This is a genomic window from Pseudomonas sp. HMSC066A08, assembly GCF_001813025.1.
GTDB lineage: Bacteria > Pseudomonadota > Gammaproteobacteria > Pseudomonadales > Pseudomonadaceae > Pseudomonas > Pseudomonas aeruginosa.
This window is the reverse complement of record NZ_KV811348.1, coordinates 367441-389157: the sequence shown is the minus strand read 5'-3', so window position 1 is coordinate 389157 and position 21717 is coordinate 367441. Positions and strand designations below refer to the sequence as shown.

At 68.2% G+C, this 21717-nt stretch carries 17 protein-coding genes; all 17 read right to left on the bottom strand.

The features are described from left to right. Positions 1-61: 61 nt before the first annotated feature. On the bottom strand, positions 62-1456 hold the full coding sequence (locus tag HMPREF2886_RS25585; protein WP_033970110.1) for a UDP-glucose 6-dehydrogenase: 1395 nt from the start codon (positions 1454-1456) through the stop codon (positions 62-64). Beyond that, complete coding sequence (gene arnF, locus HMPREF2886_RS25580; RefSeq protein ID WP_023091102.1) at positions 1453-1866, bottom strand: 4-amino-4-deoxy-L-arabinose-phosphoundecaprenol flippase subunit ArnF; 414 nt, start codon at positions 1864-1866, stop codon at positions 1453-1455. The genes HMPREF2886_RS25585 and arnF overlap by 4 nt, the downstream gene beginning before the upstream one ends. Next, positions 1863-2210, bottom strand: coding sequence for an EamA family transporter (locus HMPREF2886_RS25575; RefSeq protein WP_003112876.1), 348 nt, complete (start codon positions 2208-2210; stop codon positions 1863-1865). The genes arnF and HMPREF2886_RS25575 overlap by 4 nt, the downstream gene beginning before the upstream one ends. Next, positions 2207-3856: a lipid IV(A) 4-amino-4-deoxy-L-arabinosyltransferase gene (arnT, locus tag HMPREF2886_RS25570; protein WP_070748623.1), complete on the bottom strand. Its 1650-nt coding sequence runs from the start codon at positions 3854-3856 to the stop codon at positions 2207-2209. The genes HMPREF2886_RS25575 and arnT overlap by 4 nt, the downstream gene beginning before the upstream one ends. Continuing rightward, entirely contained in the window at positions 3853-4740 is an 888-nt protein-coding gene (arnD, locus tag HMPREF2886_RS25565; RefSeq protein WP_083318615.1) for a 4-deoxy-4-formamido-L-arabinose-phosphoundecaprenol deformylase, read from the bottom strand. Before arnD ends, arnT begins: the two co-directional genes overlap by 4 nt. Continuing rightward, positions 4737-6725 (bottom strand): bifunctional UDP-4-amino-4-deoxy-L-arabinose formyltransferase/UDP-glucuronic acid oxidase ArnA, encoded by a 1989-nt coding sequence (arnA, locus tag HMPREF2886_RS25560; RefSeq protein ID WP_039027318.1) that lies wholly within the window; start codon positions 6723-6725, stop codon positions 4737-4739. The genes arnD and arnA overlap by 4 nt, the downstream gene beginning before the upstream one ends. After that, on the bottom strand, positions 6722-7741 hold the full coding sequence (gene arnC / locus HMPREF2886_RS25555; protein ID WP_070748621.1) for an undecaprenyl-phosphate 4-deoxy-4-formamido-L-arabinose transferase: 1020 nt from the start codon (positions 7739-7741) through the stop codon (positions 6722-6724). The genes arnA and arnC overlap by 4 nt, the downstream gene beginning before the upstream one ends. Beyond that, entirely contained in the window at positions 7738-8886 is a 1149-nt protein-coding gene (arnB, locus tag HMPREF2886_RS25550; protein ID WP_003130049.1) for a UDP-4-amino-4-deoxy-L-arabinose aminotransferase, read from the bottom strand. The genes arnC and arnB overlap by 4 nt, the downstream gene beginning before the upstream one ends. A gap of 378 nt (positions 8887-9264) precedes the next feature. Continuing rightward, entirely contained in the window at positions 9265-10710 is a 1446-nt protein-coding gene (locus tag HMPREF2886_RS25545; protein WP_033975602.1) for a mannose-1-phosphate guanylyltransferase/mannose-6-phosphate isomerase, read from the bottom strand. A gap of 196 nt (positions 10711-10906) precedes the next feature. Next, complete coding sequence (gene algF / locus HMPREF2886_RS25540; RefSeq protein ID WP_003092112.1) at positions 10907-11557, bottom strand: alginate O-acetyltransferase AlgF; 651 nt, start codon at positions 11555-11557, stop codon at positions 10907-10909. 72 nt (positions 11558-11629) lie between these two features. Continuing rightward, the gene (gene algJ, locus HMPREF2886_RS25535; protein WP_033975601.1) at positions 11630-12805 is read right to left on the bottom strand and encodes an alginate O-acetyltransferase; all 1176 of its coding nucleotides are present in this window, start codon (positions 12803-12805) and stop codon (positions 11630-11632) included. A 14-nt stretch (positions 12806-12819) separates the two neighbouring features. After that, complete coding sequence (locus HMPREF2886_RS25530) at positions 12820-14382, bottom strand: MBOAT family O-acyltransferase (RefSeq protein ID WP_033975599.1); 1563 nt, start codon at positions 14380-14382, stop codon at positions 12820-12822. Positions 14383-14623: 241 nt separating this feature from the next. Further along, entirely contained in the window at positions 14624-15727 is a 1104-nt protein-coding gene (gene algL, locus HMPREF2886_RS25525; protein ID WP_033970120.1) for an alginate biosynthesis protein AlgL, read from the bottom strand. 3 nt (positions 15728-15730) lie between these two features. Further along, positions 15731-17155 carry an alginate biosynthesis protein AlgX gene (gene algX, locus HMPREF2886_RS25520; protein ID WP_033970121.1) on the bottom strand — a complete coding sequence of 475 codons (1425 nt, stop codon included), beginning with the start codon at positions 17153-17155 and terminating at the stop codon, positions 15731-15733. A gap of 12 nt (positions 17156-17167) precedes the next feature. Continuing rightward, positions 17168-18799 carry a mannuronan 5-epimerase AlgG gene (gene algG / locus HMPREF2886_RS25515; RefSeq protein ID WP_042169804.1) on the bottom strand — a complete coding sequence of 544 codons (1632 nt, stop codon included), beginning with the start codon at positions 18797-18799 and terminating at the stop codon, positions 17168-17170. Positions 18800-18819: 20 nt separating this feature from the next. Further along, entirely contained in the window at positions 18820-20292 is a 1473-nt protein-coding gene (gene algE / locus HMPREF2886_RS25510) for an outer membrane porin AlgE (protein WP_003110464.1), read from the bottom strand. Continuing rightward, positions 20289-21716, bottom strand: a complete 1428-nt coding sequence (gene algK, locus HMPREF2886_RS25505) for an alginate biosynthesis TPR repeat lipoprotein AlgK (protein WP_033970122.1) — start codon at positions 21714-21716, stop codon at positions 20289-20291. Before algK ends, algE begins: the two co-directional genes overlap by 4 nt. Position 21717: the final 1 nt, after the last annotated feature.

Here is a 21717-nt window from a genome sequence, read left to right as displayed (position 1 = left end):
GAACCGGCGGATAACCGCAAGCGGTTATTCGCCCCAGCGGTCGATCCGACCTGGGGCGGCCTCAGGCCTGGCGCAACAGGCGCAGGCCATCTTCCTGTGCGAGGCCGGCCTCGTTGATCGGCAACGAGCAGGACTGCCCGCGTCCCATCGGGTAGTAGTGGAAGCCGTGGCGCGCCATGCGCTCGGGGTCGTAGAGGTTGCGCCCGTCGAAGATCACCGGGGCCTTCAGGCGCTCCTTGAGCAGCTCGAAATCCGGTGCCTTGAATTGCTGCCACTCGGTGCAGATGACCAGCGCATCGGCGCCGCCGAGGGTGGCTTCGGGGGTGCCCATCAGGCTCAGGCGTTCGTCGTGGCCATAGAGCCGCTGGGTTTCCTGCATGGCTTCGGGATCGTAGGCGCGCACCTGCGCGCCGTGGCGCCAGAGCGCTTCCATCAGTTCGCGGCTGGGCGCGTCGCGCATGTCGTCGGTGTTCGGCTTGAAGGCCAGGCCCCAGAGGGCGAAGGTCTTGCCGCGCAGGTCGCCGTCGTAGAACACCCGGATACGTTCGAACAGCTTGTGCTTCTGCCGCCGGTTGATCGCCTCCACTGCCTGTAACAGGTCGCTGGAGCAGTGCGCCTGCTCGGCGCTGTGGATCAGCGCGCGCATGTCCTTGGGGAAGCAGGAGCCGCCGTAGCCGCAGCCGGGGTAGATGAAGTGGTAGCCGATCCGCGGGTCGGCGCCGATGCCCTGGCGTACAGCCTCGATGTCGGCGCCGAGGTGTTCGGCCAGTTCGGCGATCTGGTTGATGAAGCTGATCTTGGTCGCCAGCATGCCGTTCGCCGCGTACTTGGTCAGTTCGGCGCTGCGCAGGCCCATGAACAGCATGCGTTCGTGGTTGCGGTTGAACGGCTCGTAGAGTTCGCGCATCACCTGGCGCACCTCTTCGTTGTCGCAGCCGACCACGATGCGGTCCGGGCGTCGGCAGTCGGCGACGGCGGAGCCTTCCTTGAGGAATTCCGGGTTGGAGACGATCTCGAATTCCAGCTCGCGTCCGTCGGCTTCCAGGCGCCGCTCGATGTGCGCGCGCAGGCGGTCGCCGGTGCCTACCGGGACGGTCGATTTCTCCACCACGATGACGGGCTTGCGGCGGTGCTCGGCGATGGCATCGGCCACCGCGAAGACCGCGCCGAGATCGGCCGCGCCGTCCTCGCCAGGCGGGGTGCCGACCGCAATGAACTGCACCCGGCCGTGTTCCACGGCCAGGCGCGCATCGCTGCTGAAACGCAGGCGGCCGCTGTCCAGGCCTTCGCGCAGCAAGGCGTCGAGCCCGGGTTCGTAGATGCTGGCGAGGCCCTGCGCGAGGCGTTCGACCTTGTTCCGGTCGATGTCCATGCACAGTACATCGTGGCCCACTTCGGCGAGGACGGCGGCCTGCACCAGTCCTACATAGCCACTGCCGAATACGCTGATCTTCATGGTGCTTTCCTCGACGGATGATGCGCGGGCGCGGCAGCGGTGCGGCGGGCGTTGACGGTCAACACGCCGAGCACCACCAGGCCTACGCCCAGGGTCTTGCTGGTACTGAAGGTTTCATCGAACGCCGGCAGGCTCGCCGCCAGCAGGTAGACCAGCGCGTAGCTGGCGCTCAACAGGCTGTAGGCGCGGCCCAGCGGCAGGTGGCGCAGGGCGGCCAGCCAGCACAGCAGGGAGGCGGCGTAGGCTGCCACCGCCAGGGCTACCGCGAGCAGCGCGGCGCGCTCCGGCGTTTGCCCGGCCCAGGCTTCCGGTAGCGGCAGGTGGCTCATGCCCCAGCGCATGCCGAGCTGGGCGGCGCTGGCCAGCAGCATGCTGCCCAGCGCCGCCAGCCAGCCGCGTAGCGCGTTCATGCGCTCCTCCCGAGCAGGGCCACGCCGGCGACGATCAGCAACAGGCCGGCGAGGTGGCGGCGATCCACCGGCTCATCGAAGACGAAGCGTGCCGCCAGGGTGACCAGGACGAAGTTCAGCGCCAGCATCGGATAGGCGCTGCCGACTTCCACCCGTTGCAGGAGCAGCAGCCAGCAGAGCAGGCCGAGCCCGAGGGCGAGCAGCGCCAGCCACGGCCACGGACTGCGCAGGCGCGCCGTCCAGCCGTCGGCGGCGACCAGGCGCCAGTGCTCCACGGTGAGCTTCTGCGCAACCTGGCCGAGGCCGGTCATGAGCAGGGTGGCGAGCAGCAGCGCGGCGCTCATGGGCGCACCTGCGGCAGGATCGCCAGGACCAGGTTGCCGTTCCGGTAGCGTTCGCCGTCGCCCGGCAACAGCGCCAGCTGGTAGCGGTCGCTGGCGCTGTTGATCCGCAGCAGCACGGCAACCGAGCCGTCCTGGCGTGCCCGCCAGAGCCACTGGCGGATGTCTGCCAAGGGCACGCTGCGCTGGCTGTGCTCGGGGTAGGAGAGGCCGTACTTCAGCTCGCCGCGCGTGTCGTAGAGCGTCACGTCGCTGCGGCGCAGGCGCCAGGCGAGGGCCGAGGCGGCGCCGAGGTCGTTGCTCAGCAGATGGCGGGCGCCGGTCAGTTCATCGAGGTGTTCGGCGACGAACAGGTCGGGGGTCTTGTTCTGCACCACATGGTTGGGCATCGCCGCCGGCAGCAGCGCGATCAGCACCCAGCTCGCCAGCAGCGGCGCGGCCCAGGCGCGTAGCGGGTAGCGCCACTGGGCGAGGCCGGCGGCGGCCCAGGCGCCGATCACCAGCAGGACCAGGAACAGCTCGAAGGGTTCTTCCTGGTACACCGGCTTGCGCAGTTGCAGGTAGGCCAGGGCCGCCAGCGCGAGGAGCGCCAGGCCCAGGTTGAGCAGCCCGTTGCCGCGCAGCGCGACGCTGTTCCCCAGGCGCAGCCGCTGCACCAGGGCGTGGCCCATGAGCAGTGCCAGCGGCAGCAGGCAGGGCATGATGTAGGTCGGCAGCTTGCCCCTGCTCAGGCTGAAGAACGCCAGCGGCAACAGCAGCCATAGCGCCAGGAAGACCACCGGCGCCTGGCGCCGCTCGTGCCAGGCCTGGCGCAGCGCACTCGGCAGCAGGCCGCTCCAGGGCAGGCAGGCGACCGCCAGCAACGGCAGGTAGAACCACCACGGGCGAGAGTGCTGGGCGTCTTCGCCGGCGAAGCGGCGGATGTGTTCGTGCCAGAAGAAGAACCGCCAGTAGTCCGCTTCCCGCGCATGCACGGCGAGCGCCCAGGGCAGGCAGACGAGCAGCGCCGCCAGCACCGCCAGCGCGCCGTAGCCAAGCAGCTCGCGCCAGCGGCGCTGCCAGAGCATGTAGGGCAGGGCGACCAGCACCGGCAGCAGCCAGGCGAGGAAGCCCTTGGTCAGGAAGCCCATGCCGCAGGCGAGGCCGAGCAGGGACCAGCCGAACAGGCGCGCGCGGCGGCTCCCCGCGTCGAGGGCGTACCACAGTGCCACCAGGCTCAGGTTGACCCAGAAGGTGAATTGAGGGTCGAGGTTGGCATAGCCGGACTGCCCGGCGATCAGCCCGAAGCTGGCGTAGAGCAGCGCGCACGCCAGGCTGGTGCGCGGGTCGCGCCACAGGCGGCGGGCCAGCAGGTAGGCGAGCAGGACGCTGAGGGCGGTGGCGGCGACCGAGGCGATGCGCACGCCGAACAGGTTTTCGCCGAAGACCGCCTGACCGAGGGCGATCATCCAGTAGCCGGCGACCGGCTTCTCGAAGTAGCGCAGGCCGAGGAAGTGCGGCGACACCCAGTCGCCGCCCAGCAGCATCGCCTGGCTGATCTGCGCGTAGCGGGTCTCGTCGGGAATCCACAGGCCATGGTTGCTCAGTGGAACCAGGTAGAACAGGGCGAAGGCGATCAGCAGCAGCGACCAGGTCTGGCGGCGGCTCATGGCTGGCGCACTCCCAGCCAGCCCTCGCGGCCGGCCAGGCGGCCGCGTACCAGTTCGGCCAGCGGCAGGCTGCGCGGATCGTCCGGCAGCAGTTCGCCCAACGGGCGGAAGCGGATGCCGCGCCGTTCGGCGCGCCGCAGCAGTTCGCGGAATGCCGGGGCGAGGAGCAGCCCCTCGACCTCGGCGTGGATGGTGTAGACGTTGTCGCGGCCAGCGGCGAAGCGTTCCAGGATGAAGTCGTTGTAGGCCTCGCGCGGCAGGCCGGGACCGATCACCTCGTCGAAGGTCGGCAGGTTCACCGGCACCTGCGGGATGCCGGGGCTGCCGTCGGCCAGGCGCGGGCGAAACGCGCCGCGTCCGCGGCAGTCGCTGTTGTAGCGGAAACCGAAGGGCTGCTTGGCCTCGACCACCCGGCCGTCGGCGCGCCAGCCGGCGGCGGCGGAACAGCGCACCGGCTGGCCGAGGATGTCCGCCAGGCAATCGCTGCCGCGGCGGATCTGCTCGCCGAGCTGCTGCGCGCTCCAGACGCCGGCGTGGGTCTGCCAGGCATGGTGGTCCCAGGCGTGCAGGCCGACCTCGTGGCCGGCGGCCTGGGTCCGCCGCATCAGCGGGCCGAGTTCGCGGCCGATCGGCTTGCCCGGCCAGGCGGTTCCGGCCAGCAGGATGTCCCAGCCATACAGGCTGGCGGCGCGCGAGCGGAGCATCTTCCAGAGGAACGCCGGGCGCGCCAGGCGCCAGAGGTGGCGGCCCATGTTGTCCGGGCCGACGCTGAAGAAGAAGGTCGCCTTCAGCCCGGCTTCGTCGAGCAGGTCGAGCAGCCGCGGCACCCCGTCGCGGGTACCGCGGAAGGTGTCGACGTCGATGCGCAGGCCGGCCTGGATCACGCCTGTGCCTCGCGCTCGCGGAGCGCTTCGTGGAGGAAGAAGTCGAGGGTCTTGCCGATGGTCTCGCGCAGTTCGATGGCGGGCTGCCAGTCGAGCAGGCGCCGGGCGTTGTCGATGCTCGGCTTGCGGTGGGCCACGTCCTGGTAGCCGTCGCCGTAGAAGCTGCGGCTCTCCACCTCGCGGAAGCCGGCGAAGGGCGGGAACTGCGCGCGCAACGGGTGGGCCTCGAACTGGCGCAGCAGTTCCTCGCCGAGCTGGCGGATGCTCGCCTCGTTGTCCGGGTTGCCGATGTTGACGATCTGCCCGTCGCAGCGGCCGTCGCGGTTGTCGATGATCCGCGCGAGGGCCTCGATGCCGTCGTCGACGTCGGTGAAGCAGCGTTTCTGCGCGCCGCCGTCGACCAGGCGGATCGGCGTGCCTTCGACCAGGTGCAGGATGAGCTGGGTGATCGCCCGCGAGCTGCCGATCCGTGCCGAATCCAGGCGGTCCAGGCGCGGGCCCATCCAGTTGAACGGACGGAACAGGGTGAAGCGCAGGCCCTGCTGGCCGTAGGCCCAGATCACCCGGTCGAGCAACTGCTTGGACACCGAGTAGATCCAGCGCTGCTTGTTGATCGGCCCGACCACCAGGTTCGAGCGGTCTTCGTCGAAGTCCGGGTCCTGGCACATGCCGTAGACCTCGGAGGTGGAAGGGAACACCACGCGTTTGCCGTATTTCACGCAGTAGCGGACGATCCGCAGGTTTTCCTCGAAGTCCAGTTCGAACACCCGCAGCGGGTTGCGCGTGTACTCGATGGGCGTGGCGATGGCCACCAGCGGGAGGACTACGTCGCATTTCTTCACATGGTATTCGAGCCACTCCGAATGGATGCCGATGTCGCCTTCGACGAAGTGGAAATGCGGGTCGGCCTTGAGCCGTTCGATGGCGTCGGAGCCGATGTCCATGCCGTGGACCTCGTAGCGACCGTCGCGCAGCAGGCGTTCGGACAGGTGGTTGCCGATGAAACCGTTGACCCCGAGGATCAGCACCCGCGTGCGGCGCTGCGGACCGCACGCCGCGCCACGCAGGCGCGCGCCCTCGACCAGGCCCAGCTCGGTGGCCAGTTGCGTGCCGGCCAGGTACAGGCCGCGCTCGCCGCGCTGGCCGAAGCGCAGCACCAGCGAGTCCTCGCCGCAGGCGATCCGCAGCGGGTCGCAGGACAGTACGCTGCCCGGCTCGCGACCGTGGTTGCCGGCGACCACCTCGGCGCTCCAGACGATCAGCTTCTGTTCGCCGACCTGGCAGAAGGCGCCGGGATAGGGCTGGGTCACCGCGCGCACCAGGTCGTACAACTGCCGTGCCGGCCTGTGCCAGTCGAGCAGGCCGTCCGCCGGGGTGCGCCGGCCGAAGTGGCTGGCCTGGCTCTCGTCCTGCTCGACTTCCGGCAGCACGCCGAGGGCGAGCAGCGGCAGGCTGTCGCGCAGCAGGGCGCCGGCGGCCTTGCGCAGCTTGCCGTGCAGGCTCAGGGCGGTGTCCTCGGGGTCGATGGCGACGGCCTGCTGGGCGAGGATCGGCCCGGCGTCGGCGCGCTCGACCATGCGGTGCAGGGTCACCCCGGTCTGCGTTTCGCCGTTGACCAGTACCCAGTTCGCCGGGGCGCGTCCGCGGTAGCGCGGCAGCAGCGAACCGTGCAGGTTGTAGGCGCCGCGTGCGGCGCAGGCGAGCAGCTCGGCGCCGAGCAGGCGGCGGTAGTAGAAGGAGAACAGGAAGTCCGGGCGCAGTTGGCGGATACGCTCCAGCCACAGCGGATGGTTCACGTCCTCGGGCGCGTGCAGCGGAATGCCGCGCTCGGCGCAGAGGCGTGCGACCGAGGCGTAGAAGATGTTTTCCCGTGGGTCGTCGGCATGGGTGAAGACGGCGGCGATCTCGTAGCCGGCATTGAGCAGGGCTTCGATACCGGTGCAACCGATGTCGTGGTAGGCGAAGACGACGGCTTTCGAGGTCATGGCGTGGAAGGCTCGCTGGATGAAGAGGTGAAACCGGCCCGTTGCAGGGCCGAGGGAAGCGCGGAAGGCGCGGCGCGGACCACGCGCTCGACGAAGAAGCGCGGCCGCGCGCGCACGTCGCTGTACATGCGCCCGAGGTACTCGCCGAGCAGGCCCATGCCGAGCAACTGCACGCCGCTGAACATGAACAGCACGGCGAACAGCACGAACAGGCCGTTGCCGGCCCAGGCGGCGCCGAAGGCCAGGCGCAGCACGAGGAGGAACAGGGCGAAGAGGAAGCCGGCCAGGGCCATGCCGCCGCCGACCAGGCTGAGCAGGCGCAGCGGCGTGGTGGTCATGCAGGTGACCAGGTCGAACATCAGGTTGAGCAGGCGCATCGCGCTGTATTTCGATTCGCCGTGGGCACGCTCGGCGTGGGCGACGCGGATCTCGCAGGTATGCCGGGCGAAGCCGTTGGCCAGGATCGGGATGAAGGTACTGCGTTCGCGGCAGGCCAGCATCGCTTCGACGATGCTGCGCCGGTAGGCGCGCAGCATGCAGCCGTAGTCGTGCATGGCGACCCCGGTGGAGCGTTGCACCGCCAGGTTCACCAGGCGCGAAGGCCAGCGCCGCCAGGCCGAGTCCTGGCGCTCGGCGCGGATGCTGCCGACCACGTCGTAGCCCTGCGCGGCGCGCTCCACCAGGCGCGGGATTTCCTCCGGCGGGTTCTGCAGGTCGGCATCGAGGGTGATCACCAGGTCGCCACGGGACTGTTCGAAGCCGGCGAGGATCGCCGCGTGCTGGCCGTAGTTGCGGTTGAGGATCACCGCTACCACGGCGCTGCCGTCGCGTTCGGCGGCGGCCTGCGAGAGTTCCGCGGAGCGGTCGCGGCTGCCGTCGTCGACCAGCACGATCTCGAAGGCGCGGCCCAACCCCAGGCAGGCGGCCTCGGTGCGGCGCAGCAGTTCGGGCAGGCTGGCTTCCTCGTTGTAGACCGGGATGACCACCGAGACCAGGTCGATCGGATAGGGCTTCATCGACGTTTCTCCAGGATGTCCTCGATGGCGCGGGCGACGCGCTCGATGTCGTCGTCGCGCATGTCGGGGAACAGCGGGATGGAGCACAGGCGGGCCGAGTTCCACTCGCTGTTGGGCAGGCTCAGGCGCGGCTGGCGCTGGCGGTAGTAGTGGTGCAGGTGACTGGCGATGAAATGGATGCCGCTACCGATGCCGCGCGCCTTCAGGGCTTCCATGAAGGCGTCGCGGCCCAGGCCGCAGGCCTCGGCGTCGATGCGCAGGATGAACAGGTGCCAGGCGTGGCGCTGCTTGTGCGCGGGCAGGCCGAGCGGCGCCAGCGGCAGGCCGGCGAGGCGCTCCAGGTAGCGTTCGGCGAGGGCCTGGCGGCGCGCGTTGAGCGCGTCCAGGCGCTTGAGCTGGACCAGCGCGAGGGCGGCGTTGAGGTCGGCCAGGTTGTATTTGAAACCGGGCTCGATCACTTCCGCCTGCGGCTTGCGTCCATGGCTCAGGCGGTCGTAGGCATCGACCCCGAGGCCGTGGAACTTGAGGCGGCGGACCCGTTCGGCGAGGGCGCTGTCGTCGCTGACGAACATCGCGCCTTCGGCGCAGGTCAGGTTCTTGATCGCGTGGAAGGAAAAGATCGCCGTGCCGCGGGAGCCTACCGGGCGCCCGCGGTATTCGCTGCCGACCGCGTGGGCGGCGTCCTCGACCAGGGCGATGCCGTGGCGCCCGGCGACCGTGCGCAGGCCTTCGAGATCCAGGGTGGAGCCGGCGTAGTGAACCGGCACGATGGCGCGGGTGCGCGGGCCGATGGCGGCTTCCACCGCCTGCGCCGAACACATCAGGGTGTCGCGGTCGACGTCGACGAACACCGGGGTGGCGCCGAGCAGGGTGATGACGTTGGCGGTGGAGACCCAGGTCAGCGACGGCGTGATCACTTCGTCGCCGGGGCCGATGCCCAGTGCCAGCAGGGTGACGTGCAGGGCGCCGGTGGCCGAGGATAGCGCCACCGCGTGGCGGCAGCCGAGGCGTTCGGCGAAGCGCTGTTCGAGCTCCTGGTTCTTCGGCCCGGTGGTGATCCAGCCGGAACGCAGGACCTGCTCCACGGCGGCGATTTCGTCCTCGCCGATGCTTGGCCGGGAGAATGGCAGAAAGTCCAGTGACATGTAATGAAGCCTCGGTACTGGGAGGGCGGTACGAAGAGGTTATTTATATGTCGCTGAATGCTGCCTGAACGTTTGTTAAGACTCGCTTAACAACGGCTGAATGAATGCTGAACGAATTCGAGGAAATTGGTGGGTCAAGCCGAAAGCCTTGATTTCATGGGGTTCTGGGTTTCCAGTAATGGGTTTGGTATGTTTTCGGAATGGCTTTAATTAATAACTCTGAGCCTGTTCTTTAAGGGTTTATTAATAATTGATGGCCGTTCCCCACGAGTATTCCGAAAAACTTCATGGAAACAGGGAGGAGAGCCAGGGGAAGTCATTCCGTAGAAAAACAGAACCCCCTGGCGGATCGCTCCGCCAGGGGGCCGGGTCGACGCTTCAGCGGCTGCCGGCGACCACTTGCAGGGCCGGTTCGGCGGTGCGCCCGTAGACGTCTTCCAGGCGCTCGATGTCGTCCTCGCCGAGGTAGCTGCCGGACTGCACCTCGATGATCTCCAGCGGGATCTTGCCGGGGTTGGCCAGGCGGTGCACGGAGGCGATCGGGATGTAGGTCGACTGGTTCTCGGTGAGCAGGAAGGTCTTGTCGTCGCAGGTCACCTGGGCGGTCCCGGAAACCACGATCCAGTGCTCGGCGCGGTGGTGGTGCATCTGCAGCGAGAGGCGCGCGCCGGGCTTCACGGTGATGTGCTTGACCTGGAAGCGGCCGCCCATGTCCACCGAGTCGTAGGAGCCCCACGGGCGGTAGACCTCGCAGTGGTTCTGGGTCTCGCTACGGCCCTGGGCGTCGAGGTCCTTGACCACGTGCTTGACGTCCTGCACCCGGTCCTTGTGGGCGATCATCATGGCGTCCTTGGTTTCCACCACCACGATGTCCTCCAGGCCGATCACCGAGACCAGCTTGCCGTTGCCGTGCACCAGGCAGTTGTGGCTGTCGTGGACCAGCACGTCGCCCTTGGTGACGTTGCCGTTGGCGTCCTTGGCGTGCACGTCCCAGATCGACGACCAGCTGCCGACATCGTTCCAGCCGGCGGACAGCGGCACCACGCAGGCGCGTGAGGTCTTCTCCATCACCGCGTAGTCGATGGAGTTGTCCGGGCAGCATTCGAAGGTGGCGGCGTCGATGTTCACCAGGTCGCCGTCGTGCTGGCTGCGCTCCAGGGCCAGCAGGCAGGTGTCGTAGATGTCGGCGTCGTGCTTCTTCAGTTCTTCCAGGTAGCGGCTGGCGCGGAACAGGAACATGCCGCTGTTCCAGTAGTAGCCGCCGGCGGCGACGAACTCGCGGGCGCGGGCTTCGTCGGGCTTCTCGACGAAGCTCTGCACCCGGCTGACGCCTTCCGGCAGTTGCGCATCGGCGCTCGCGCGGATGTAGCCGTAGCCGGTCTCGGGGCGGCTGGCGGGAATGCCGAAGAGCACCATCTCGCCCTTTTCGGCGGCGTTGGTGGCCAGCGCCAGGGCCTGCTGGAAGGCGCGCTGGTCCTCGATCACGTGGTCGGCGGGAAGGATCAGCAGCAGTTCGTCGCGGCCTTCGGCGACCAGTTTCATCGCGGCGATGGCCACCGCCGGCGCCGTGTTGCGGCCGAAGGGTTCGAGCAGGATCGCCTGGCTCGCCAGGTGCTGTGCCTCCAGCTGTTCCTGGACGATGAAGCGGTGCTCCTTGTTGCACACCAGCAGCGGTGCCTGCATGCCGTCGAAGGCCAGGCGCTTGATGGTCTGCTGGAACAGGGTGTCGTCGCCGGTCAGGGCGAGGAACTGCTTGGGGTACTGCTTGCGGGAAAGAGGCCAGAGTCGCGAGCCGCTGCCACCGGAAAGGATTACTGGGATCATGTTGTTTCTCCTTGAAGCGATGCGTCTGTCTAGGGATCCCGCCGCGCGGCGGGATATCTCGTTACCGGGCTCCACGGAGCCCCGGGTGACCTCTCCAGTGCGCTCCTTCTGCGGGAGCGCTGACGGTTGGTGCGCCGGTGTCGGGCCGGTCTTGTTGTGTGGAATGCCGGGAGGGGCGCGCCCCTCCCGGTCGGTCTCAATCCGCCTTCACCGGGCGCTTGACCCAGACCGGCGCGAGCTTGCCGCCGCTGCCGGTGACGTACAGGCAGACCACCTCGCCGCGGGCCAGGGTGACCGGCTTCAGGTCGCTGACCTTCTTGCTGCCGTCGAACAGCGCCAGGTTCACCTTCACCGGGTTGATCTCGCGGTCGCCGTGGCTTTGCGGGCCGACGTCCTTGACCACGTCGGTCTTGCCGTCGGCGGTCTTCAGGGTCAGCTTCGAGCCGCTGAGGTTCTGCACCCGCACCAGCGCCTTCTGCTTGTTCTTGAACGGCGGCTCGGCCACCAGCTGCGGCTTGCCGCCGGGCTGGCTGACCAGGGTGTAGTAGCTGTCCGGATCGAGCTTGACCGGCAGGCTCTGCTGGCCGACCTGGGCGGTGTAGCTGCCGGGGGGGAGGAACTTGAAGTCGCTGGAACCGAGCGGCGCGACGTCGTTCAGGCTGGTGCTGCCGACCGACACGTCGAGTTCGCTGTTGCCGGCGTTGTAGGCGCGGACGAAGGCCGAGCCCTTGGGTGCCTGGGGCCCGTACAGGGCGCCCTCGTCGGCCTGCGCGGCGAATGCGGCGACGCCGAGGGAAAGGGCGCAGGCCAGGCGGGTCCAGGTGTGGCGGCGGGTCATCGGGTTCATGGGTATTCCTCCGTTGCTTCTTCTTCAGCGGGGCGTTCGGCCCCGTGGGTAAACAGCCTTGGCTGTGTTCGTTCAATCGTTGCGGCTGGCGGCCAGGCGCTCGTCGCGGCCGCCGCTGGCCTTCAGCTGGGCGACCCAGTCGGCGTCGAACTGGCTGAGGTCGCTGGCCATCGGCAGGTAGCGCTCGGGAAACTCCCAGACCAGCAGTTGCGGCGGGTCCTTGCGGAAGCCTTCGTCCTGCAGCAGTTCCAGCATCGGTTCGAGGGGGCCCTTGCCTTCCTTCGCGTAATTGATCAGGTCGGCGGACAGCGCCTGTTTCAGCGCGCCCTCGAAGTTCCACCTGGGGTTGGCGCTGTAGCTGGTGCCGACCAGCGCCAGGCGCGGTTGCCGGCTATCGCCGAAGAGGTCGTCGCCCGCGCCGGACTGCTGGCCGCCCGGCAGTGCCGGCGCGGCTTCGGTGGTGCGTTGCTGCAACTGCTCCGGACGCGGCAGCAGTTCGTCGAACAGCGGGTCGAGCGGCAGGAAGCTGAGCAGGTCGCCCTTGTGCGTGCGTTCTTCGCCGACGCGGGTGACGAAGTTCTGCGCCGGCACATCCAGCAGGTGCGTCTCGCGGATCTCCGCGCCGAGGCGCTGGGCCACGGTTTCCGCGCCGAGCGGCGACCAGTGGGTGTCGGTGCGCAGGAACACCGCGCCGTTGTCCTTGGCCTGGCGCAGGCTGCCGAGCAGGTCGGGACTGTCGATGCCGGCGGCGCGGGCGCGGGCCAGGAAGTCCTGGTAGAGGCTGTCGTGCAGCGCGGCCGGCTGCTCGCGGCCGATGTGCTCGGGATACAGGCGGGCCTTGGCCGGGATCACCGCGAGCACCAGCTTGACGCCACGCAGGTTCAGCTCCCGCTGCACGCCGCGCACCAGTGCCCAGTTGTCTTCCAGTTGCTGGCCGCTCGGCGCCGGCTTGAACTCTTCGTCGGTGAACAGCCAGCCGTCCTTGCCGATCACCACGCCGGGGCGGCCCTCGTGGAACAGCGTGTAGTCGAGCGCGGCCCAGAGGTTGGTGCCCAGGCGCTTGATCGGGAATTCCTTGTCGTAGTGGGCTTCGAAGGCGTGCGCCAGCTTGCCGTTGAGCAGCGGCGTATCGGCCGCGGCGGAGAAGCCCGGCACGCTCTTCAGCGACCATCCGGCGAGCCCCAGCAGCAGCCCGCCGAAGGCGGCGATATAGGCGTATTGCAGGGGGCGGGAAATGCTCTGTGTCATGGCGTGGGCCTCGCTCAGAACTGGAAGTAGAGGAATGGCGAGTAGCTCTGCGCGGAGAGCTTCAGCACCGAGGCGGCGAACAGCAGGAGCAGCGCCAGGCGGGTGGCCAGGACGGGCAACTGGCTGAGCCAGCTCGGCTGGTAGACCAGCCCGCCGCTCGGCGAGTAGGCGATCGCCGCCGGGTCGCCGGCGGCCTCGCGCGGGGCGCGCGGCTGGGCACTGGCCGGGCCGTCGGCGGCCACTTCGTCGCTGTTCGCCGCGGCCTTGGGCGCCTTGGTCTGCAATGGCTGGTTGTAGAACTGGCGCAGGCCGAAGAACGCCAGCACCAGGTAGGCCAGGACCAGGGTGCCGACCTGCAGGCCGGTGAGGCTGGCGCGGTTCAGTTCGGAGAGCTGCCAGGTGCCGAAGCTGAACATGGCTTCGTACATGCGCCAGGCGACCTGCAGGTTCTCGGCGCGGAAGATCACCCAGCCGATCACCACCAGGAGGAAGGTGAACGCCCACTTCAACGGGTTGAGCACGCGCGGCGCGGCGTTCACCCCGAGGGCCCGCTCGATCGCCAGCCACATGCCGTGCCAGGCGCCCCAGACGATGTAGGTGAAGTTGGCGCCGTGCCACAGGCCGCCGAGGAGCATGGTCAGGAACAGGTTGCGGTAGGTCTGGAAGGTGCTGCCGCGGTTGCCGCCCAGGCTGATGTAGAGGTAGTCGCGCAGCCAGGTCGACAGGCTGATGTGCCAGCGCCGCCAGAACTCGGTGATCGACTGGCTGATGTAGGGCTGGTTGAAGTTCTCCATGAAGCGGAAGCCCATCATCAGGCCGAGGCCGATGGCCATGTCGCTGTAGCCGGAGAAGTCGAAGTAGAGCTGCGCGGTGTAGGCCAGGGCGCCGAGCCAGGCGTCGCCGGTGGTCGGGTTCTGCAGGGCGAAGCAGTGGTCGGCGAGGGCGGCCAGGGTGTCGGCGATGAACACCTTCTTGACGAAGCCCTGCATGAAGCGGGTGCAGCCTTCGGCGAACTTGTCGACGGTGTGGGTGCGGTGGTTGAACTGGTCGACCAGGTCCTTGAAGCGCAGCACCGGGCCGGCGATCAGGTGCGGGAAGATCGCGACGAAGGCGGCGAAGTCGATCAGGTTGTGGGTCGCCGGGGTATCGCCGCGGTAGACGTCGATGATGTAGCTGATCGACTCGAAGGTGTAGAAGGAGATGCCGATCGGCAGCAGGATGTGGGTCAGCACGAACGGCTGCATGCCGAACGAGGTGATGATCTCGTTGAGGCTGTCGACGCCGAAGTTGGCGTACTTGAAGTAGCCGAGCACGCAGAGGTCGACCACCACGCCGAGGATCAGCCAGCGTTGCGCGGCCCTGGTGCGTACGCCGGCGGCGCCGATGCGCAGGCCGATCCAGTAGTTGAAGACGGTGACCCCGGCGAACAGCAGGAGGAAGTCCACCCGCCACCAGGCGTAGAACACGTAGCTGGCGATCAGCAGCAGCAGGTTCCGGTAACGTTCGCCGCTCAGGTAGTACAGGCCGAGAAAGACCGGCAGGAACAGGAACAGGAACACGTTTGAAGAAAAGACCATGCCGTCTCTCTCTCTAGAGCGTCAACCATTCAGGTCGGCCCTGCCTTTCCGCGCCCTGGAGCGCTCGAGGAAAGGCGGGACGACCCGCCGTTTTCCTCCCCGTGGTGTTGCCTAAGGTGTTGTGCCCGCCCGCGTCTGTCGCGCATGGGTCGGGGTGTGGCGCCTGGTGGGACGCCTGCTCGGCGAGCGGGGTAGAGGGGCGCGTGGCCTCCGGCCTGTGCGCCCGCTTCCCGCCACGCCCTCAACTTCCCCCTTCGCGGCTGAACACCCGCGTCACTTCGCCGCCGAGGCGAAAGCTGTTGAACGGCTCGCGGTCCTTCTTCGCCTCGAGCATCTTCGGTTCGCAGCGGTAGAGGGCGCAGTAGGGCTCCAGCCAGGCGTACTTGTTGTCGACCTTGAGGTCGGTCATGTCCTGGTCCTCGCCGGTCTTCTCCTCGAAGGTTTCCTCGTCGTCGACCCCCTTCATCACCCGCTCGGCCAGGCGCTGCAGGGCGCCGTGGTTCTCCTGGCGCAGGTCGACGCCGTTGACCTGGGCGAACGCGGCGATCATCGCCAGCGGCGGCAGCGCATAGTTGTGGTAGGCGAGGGCGCGCTGGCGGCGCTTGAGTTCGTTGGGCAGGAAGCCCTGCTCGTCGACCTGGTTGGCGGCGACCTTGAACTCGCTCACTGCCCAGTCGAAGAGGTCGCGGCGGTTGGTCACCACCGCGGTGGACATCACCGACCAGGCCGCCCAGTAGGAATGGTTGTTGATCTTCTTCAGCGGCAGGCCGCTCCAGTCGCGGACTACCTGGGTGCCGAGCCGGGCGAACCAGTCCTCGATTTCCCGGCTCTGCTCGGCGTGGGCCGCGAGCGGCCGCGAGCTGGAGAACTTCAGGCGCATGTAGGCGCCGGAGAGGCTGCCCAGCGCCCATTTGCGCATGGACTTGCCGGTGTGGTTGAAGTCGTCGCTCTGCAGGGCGCCGGCGCGGGCCCAGGCGCTCATCCAGTTCAATGCGCAGGCCAGGTCGCCGTCGCGGCCGCTGCGCATGTACTGGGTGACCAGCTTGGTGGCGCCGCGCTCCATGTCGGTGATGTCCTTGATCTGCGAGCGGAAGGTCTTCTCCGCCTTGACGTTGAGGGTCGCCCGCGCCGAATCGGAGCCTTCGTACTTGCTGGTGAAGACCAGGCTGCCGGTATACGGCGGCGGCACCGCGGGGCAACTGCCGGCGCTGCCCTTGCGCTCGCCGACCGCCGCGTAGTAGCCGGGCGGGGGTACCAGGTCGGCGGCCTGGCTGACCTGGCTGGCGAGCAATGCCGCGACGAGAGCGCCGGGCAGGGCGATACGGATCAGGTGGGACGTTTTCATCGTTTACCTCCCGGCCACCGATTGGCTGGCCTTGGCAGGCGCCGCCTGGCAGATGCTGGCCTGGACCTCCAGGCCCTGGGGCATGTCCTCCGGCGCTTCGATTTCCAGGGAAAGGAACTGCTGGTCGGCCCAGTCGCTGTCGTTGCGCAGTTGGAAGACGTAGCGGCCGCCGGTATCGACGGCTTTCGACTGCTCGATCTTCAACTGCTCGCGGCGGCCGTTCATGTACCAGATGGTGTTCTTCAACTCGTGTACCGAAGGGTCGCTGTAGGTCACGTCGGCGACGTAGCTGCCGCTGCGGATCGGTAGCGCGGCACTGTTCAGCAGCACCTCGTTGCGGCCCTGGCGCAGCTTGACCTTGCGGCTGAGCACGGTCTTCCGGCCGGAGCAGCCGTTGTCCACCAGCGGCATGGCCTGGCGGTAGAAGCTCTTCTGCGCCATGTCGTAGTGGGTGGCGAATTCCCAGATGAGGATCTTCGGCGGGTTCTTGTGGAATTCCTCGCTGGTCATGTACGCCAGCAGCGAACTGTCGAAGCCGCCGCCGGACACCGCGTTGTTGAGGATGTCGGCGCCGCTGAACTCCTCCAGGAAGCCGGCGAAGTTGTAGGCCGGGCCGCTGTTGGAGGTGCCGACCAGGGCGATCTGCGGGTTGCCGCCGTCGCCGAACAGGTCGCCGCTGTCGCTGGCGCCCACCGGCTCGGTCTCGAAACGGTCGACGTACTGGGTGGCGTAGCTGTTGCCGCAGAGCTGCGCGGCGGCCTTGTGGAAGGTGCCGAGCTTGGACAGCAGGCCGACGCGCTTGCTTTCGAACTGCTTCTTGGGGATCTCCTCGAAGCCGGGCACCTGCTTCAGCGTCTCGGCCACGATCTTCGCGCTGCGCCGGGCGCCATGGGGAGTCCAGTGGTGGTCGCCCTTGAAGTAGTAGGCGTGCTCCTCCTTCTCGTCGAACAGCGGCGAGAAGTCCGGGGTCCAGATGCCGGCCTGGCGGAAGCGGGCGATGGTCGCCAGGTAGTTCTTCTTCGCCAGCTCGTAGTCGAAGCCGGCCTTTTCCGCCGGGCTGAGCTTCTCGCGGTTCACCAGGCCGCGGGTCGGCTGGTAGACCACCACCAGCTCGATGCCCTTGCGCTTGAGTTCGTCGCGCAGTGCGCGGAGTTCGCGCCAGCCTTCGGCGCTGGTGCCGAAGTCGGTACGCAGGTCGTAGGTGGTGCGGAACAGCCAGTCGTCCTGGGCCTGCACCAGGTGGGTGAAGAAGCCCAGGTACTTGGTGTCGTAGCGCGAGTCGTCGGCGGCGGCCGGGCACAGGTTGCCGGCCGGCAGCGCCTGGTAGCTCGGCGCCGCGCCGGGGTCGGCGGCCAGGGTTGCCTGGGCCAGGCAGAGGCCGGCGGCCAGGGCGCTCAGGCGGAACAGTCGGGAAGTGCGGGTTTTCATACGTCTGGGTCCTCAGTCCTGGAGTTCGGCCTGGCTTTCCACGGGGTCGATCAGCACCGCCTTGTCCTGGCGCACCAGCAGGTCGAGGATCTGGTCCTGCTTCTCGCCGAGAACACCGGGCAGGCTGATGCCGGAGGATTTGGTCGGGGCAAGCATCGCCACCCGGTACAGTTCGAGGCTCAGCGGCGAATCCACCGAGAGCGGGCCGGAGCCGTTGCCGGCGAGCTTGCCGCCGACCACGATCAGCGAGACCTTGGTGTCGAATGGGTCGAGGGCGATGTTGCGGTCGGTGTTGGTGAGGTCCTTGATGTGGCCGTACACGCCGATCAGCTGGTTGCCCGCGGCGAGGTTCTCGTAGAGGCGGATGTTCACGCTGTTGCGCACGCGGATGCCGTGGCGGCGGTTGGCCAGGACCTGGTTGCCCCAGAGCAGGTTGTCGCCGCTCTCGTAGAGGGTGATGCCGTCGGAATGGTTGCGATAGACCTCGTTGTAGGCCACCAGGTTGCCCTCGCTGTTACGGTCGAGGACGATCCCGGAAAGCTTGTTCTCGTAGCTGCGGTTGTTGAAGATGAAGCTGTCGTTGACTTCCCGCGAGACGATGATGCCGTGCTTCTTCCTGGTCCCGTGGACGGTGTTGTCGGCGATGATCAGGCGGTGCGAACGGTCGTGCGGGTCGATGCCGTAGACGATGTTGTCGCGGTAGGTGTTGCCCTTCACCACCAGGTCGTCGGCCTCGTAGCAGTAGAAGCCGTACCAGCTGTCGACGATGGTCGAGTCGATCACCCAGCCCTTGGGGCGCGGGCGCTTCATCTGCTTGTCCATGCCCGGGCTGTACTGCGAGATGGAGATGCCGTAGGCCTTGGAGGCGTTGTAGCCGAAGCTCGTAAAGGTGCTGTTGCTCAGGTACACCTCGGCGCCGCCCCAGGAGATCAGGAACGGACGGAACTCGTTGGGCGTCTTGAACCAGGCCGGCTCCTTCTTCGATTCGCTCCAGCCGGTGACCTTGCTGTCGCGGACGAACAGCATGCCGTCGTTGACCAGGAACGCGCCGCGCTCCTGGGACAGGCGCAGTTCCTTGACCTGCTTGTCGATGTCGAGGGTCGCGCCCTGGCTGACCACGATCGGCAGGCGGGCGACGAACACCCCCGGCTCGACCTGTTCCAGCGCGCTGGCGGGAAGCTTGCCGGCGAGCTGGGCGAGGTTCACGTAGCCGCCTTCGATGAAGATCGCCTGGGGCATCTGGCGCTGGCGCTTGACCCATTCGGCGAGGCGGTTGCTGCCACCGGTGAACTCCTTCAGCGGCTGCTGCTGGACCATGCGCTGCACGCTGGCGCGGCCACCCGGCTTGCGCACGATCTTGGCTTCCACCGCGGCGGCGGTATAGCCGGAGAGGTCGGGCAGTTTCGGCGGGTCCAGGTGCAGCGGTTCGGCCGGCGCGGTGGTCACCGTGTAGTTGCCGGTTTCCTTCAGGCCCTGGGTCAGGCCCGGCTCGTTGCCGGCCTGCGCCGGGACCGGCTGCGGTTTCTCCACCGGCTGCGCCGCCCACGCCTGGCCGTGCAGCAGCACCGCGCCGAGCATTGCCGCGGCCAGCGGGCGCAGGCGCGGGAGCCGGCGGCGGGGGATCGAAAGGGAAATGTCGGGCATGTCCGGTTTCCTCGCGGGGCTCAGAAGCGCCAGATGAAGTCGACGAAGGCGCGGTGCATGGTCGAGTCGGTGCCCGGCCCGTAGGCGTCGCCCGGCTTGAACAGGCCGCCGCGGAAGCGGATCAGCGCCGAGGGCTCGTCGACGTATTGGCTCATCGAGGCCGGCAGCAGGCCTTGCTTGAAGTACTTGGTCACCACCAGGTCGAGTTCCTGGCCGATGTCCTTCTCGCCCGGTTGCAGGGCGGCGTTGATGCCGCTGGTGCCGATGTCGGAGTCGTCGTCGACGCGCCAGAACTTGTGGTAGACCAGGCTCGCGTCGTAGTCCTCGCGCAGTTGCCAGGAGCCGAACAGGGTGGCTGCCTGGAGGTTGCTCAGTTCGCCGCGGAAGGCTTCGCCGAAGCGGTGCACGCGCGAGCGGGTGCCGGTGAAGTTGGAGCGGTTGCTCTCCAGCCCGGTCTGCTGGAACTGCTCCTCGCCGTCCTTGCCACCGCCGCTGCCGCGGGCGTAGCCGACGCCGGCCTTCCACTGCTCGTCGATGTTCCAGCGCAGGCCGAGGTCGACGCCGAAGGCATTGACGTCGCCGCTCTGCTTGCCGGTGGCGATGCGCCGGTCGTCGACCGTGGTGGTGGTCAGGTTGTCGCGGTCGCCGGTCAGCCAGGTGGCGCTGGCCCAGTAGTTCAGCGGCATGCTCGAACGATAGTTGTAGGCATCGCCGGTAGCCTCGATGCCGAGCCAGGTGAGCTGGCCGGTATAGGTCTTGTCGAGGTTGTCGACTTCCTCGCCGGGGCGGCGCAGGTGGCCGCTGTCGTCGGCGTGATGGATGCGCACGCCGATGCGGTGGTGCGGCGCCCACTGGGTGGAGATGTCGCCGAACACATGGGTGCGGTCCTTGTCCTCCGGAGCCAGTTCGTCGAGGTCGGTACGGTATTCGCTGAAACGCTGGGCGACCCCGGCGTGGGCGTTGAGCAGGGTGGTCTCGAAGCTCCAGTTCAGCGCCTCGATGTTGGTGTCCTGCCACTGGCCGCTGTCTTCCCGCAGGCGCTGGCGGCCGAAGCGCAGGTGCTCGCCGGGGTAGGCGGTGAGGCCGGCGTAGTCGACCCAGAATTCGCGTGCGGCGAGGTAGCTCTTGTCCGGCTCGCGACCGTCGTTGCGGCTGTTGTTGCCGTCGTCGGTGTCCGATTGCAGGGTGTCGGTCTCGATGGTGTCGGTGGCGGCCACCGCCTGGCCCATGAAGTAGGCGCTCCAGTCGCCCCACTGGCCGAAGGCCCAGGGCCGCAGGTCGATACCGATGTCGTTGAGGGTGCCGCCGGGAGCGGTGCCGAGGTCGCGATCGTTTTCCGATTCGCCGGTGATCTTCACGTCCAGGCCGAAGTTCTTCGGTGCCTCGCCGCTGCCGGCGGCGAACGCCGGTGCGCCGAGCAGCAGGGCGATGGCCAGGGACAGGGCGCGCGGCGCGAAGGACGGCCGCGGGTTGACGGAACGGGAGCTGTTCATAGGCTTTCTGGCTCTTCTTCGTTGATCGGCGAGTCCTGGCTCTGCAGCAGGCTGACGGTGGCCTGCCAGTTGTTGCCGCGGCTCTGTTGTTCGCGCTTGAGCAATTGCTGCGCCTGGCTGCGTTCGGCCGGCGGCAGTTGCGCTTCGATCTGCCCGAGCAGGTCGCTGGCCTGCGGTACCTGCTGCTGCACGGCGAGCTGGCCGAAGACGTAGGCATTGACCCGGTTCGGCTGGATACCGCGGCCCTGCGACCAGAGCTGGGCCAGGGCCATGTCGGCGCTGGCCTGGCCAGCGCGGGCGGCGAGGATCAGGTGGTCGACGGCCTTCTGCGGATAGACCTTGCCGAGGAAGCCGCGGCGGTAGATCTGTCCCAGGTAGTAGTTGGCCTGGGGTTCGCTGGCGGCGGCCTTGAGCAGGTGCCGCTCGGCCTTGCGCGGGTCCTGCGGCGCCCACTTGCCGTCGTAGTAGAGGCGCCCGAGGAGCAGTTCGGCGCGTGGCTGGGCGGCGTCCTGGGCGTTCTTCAGGTAGCCGAGCATCTTTTCCAGGTCGCCCTGGTCGGGATAGTCGTAGAGCAGCTTGGCCAGGCTGACCCAGGCCGCGGGGTAGCTCGGCGCGATCTCTTCCAGCAGCGCCTGGGCGGTCTGCGGGTCGGGCTGGCCGAGTTCGCCGTCGGCGAGCACCCCGGCCACCGAGTCGACCCGCTCGCCGGGCACCCGGCCGGCCTTGTAGGCGGCGCGCAGCTGTTCGAGCAGGGCCTTCTGTTTTTCCGCGTTGCCCTGCATCTGGTAGACCGTGGCCAGTTCGTACCAGCACACGTCCATGCGCCGCAGCCAGCGCTGGCAGACCTGCTCGATCTCGCCCAGGTGCTGGGCGTAGGTGCCCTGGGTGCGGTAGAGGATGATCTGCGCCAGGTCGGCCTGCGGCAGTCCGCGCGCGCGCCACTGGTCGATGCGCTGCTGCGGGTCGATTTCCGGCCAGGACTGCGGGTATTGCAGGTAGAGCACGATGAGCGGCACCAGGGCACTGTCCTCGCCCTGGTCGAAGGCCTGGCTGAGCAGGCGCTCGGCCTCGCGGTGCTCGGCGTCGCTGGCGCCGGGCTTGGCCGCCAGCCACTTGCCAAGGCGCGCGCGGGCCCGCGGCGAGGTCTGCGCGGCCTCGCGGTAGAGCTTTTCGGCCTTGGCCTGCTGGGCGCTGTCGCCGCTGGCGACCTGCATGTCGGCGAGGCCGACCTGGGCGTCGGCGTAACCCATCGCGGCCAGGGCCTGGTAGTTGCTCTGGGCGGTGGCGAGGTCGCCGCGTTCCAGGGCCTCCTGGGCCAGGCGCTGGTCGGGCAGTCCGGCGCAGCCGGCGGCCAGGGCGATGGCCGAGGCCAGCAGCAGGTGCCGGGATGCCAGGGGCAGGGGAGGGAGGATGGGCATCTTCATG

Coding starts and splice junctions, on each gene's coding strand:
- HMPREF2886_RS25585 (WP_033970110.1), bottom strand. CDS start 1,456: ATGAAGATCAGCGTATTCGGCAGTGGCTATGTAGGACTGGTGCAGGCC.
- arnF (WP_023091102.1), bottom strand. CDS start 1,866: ATGAACGCGCTACGCGGCTGGCTGGCGGCGCTGGGCAGCATGCTGCTG.
- HMPREF2886_RS25575 (WP_003112876.1), bottom strand. CDS start 2,210: ATGAGCGCCGCGCTGCTGCTCGCCACCCTGCTCATGACCGGCCTCGGC.
- arnT (WP_070748623.1), bottom strand. CDS start 3,856: ATGAGCCGCCGCCAGACCTGGTCGCTGCTGCTGATCGCCTTCGCCCTG.
- arnA (WP_039027318.1), bottom strand. CDS start 6,725: ATGACCTCGAAAGCCGTCGTCTTCGCCTACCACGACATCGGTTGCACC.
- arnC (WP_070748621.1), bottom strand. CDS start 7,741: ATGAAGCCCTATCCGATCGACCTGGTCTCGGTGGTCATCCCGGTCTAC.
- arnB (WP_003130049.1), bottom strand. CDS start 8,886: ATGTCACTGGACTTTCTGCCATTCTCCCGGCCAAGCATCGGCGAGGAC.
- HMPREF2886_RS25545 (WP_033975602.1), bottom strand. CDS start 10,710: ATGATCCCAGTAATCCTTTCCGGTGGCAGCGGCTCGCGACTCTGGCCT.
- algF (WP_003092112.1), bottom strand. CDS start 11,557: ATGAACCCGATGACCCGCCGCCACACCTGGACCCGCCTGGCCTGCGCC.
- algJ (WP_033975601.1), bottom strand. CDS start 12,805: ATGACACAGAGCATTTCCCGCCCCCTGCAATACGCCTATATCGCCGCC.
- HMPREF2886_RS25530 (WP_033975599.1), bottom strand. CDS start 14,382: ATGGTCTTTTCTTCAAACGTGTTCCTGTTCCTGTTCCTGCCGGTCTTT.
- algL (WP_033970120.1), bottom strand. CDS start 15,727: ATGAAAACGTCCCACCTGATCCGTATCGCCCTGCCCGGCGCTCTCGTC.
- algX (WP_033970121.1), bottom strand. CDS start 17,155: ATGAAAACCCGCACTTCCCGACTGTTCCGCCTGAGCGCCCTGGCCGCC.
- algG (WP_042169804.1), bottom strand. CDS start 18,799: ATGCCCGACATTTCCCTTTCGATCCCCCGCCGCCGGCTCCCGCGCCTG.
- algE (WP_003110464.1), bottom strand. CDS start 20,292: ATGAACAGCTCCCGTTCCGTCAACCCGCGGCCGTCCTTCGCGCCGCGC.
- algK (WP_033970122.1), bottom strand. CDS start 21,716: ATGAAGATGCCCATCCTCCCTCCCCTGCCCCTGGCATCCCGGCACCTG.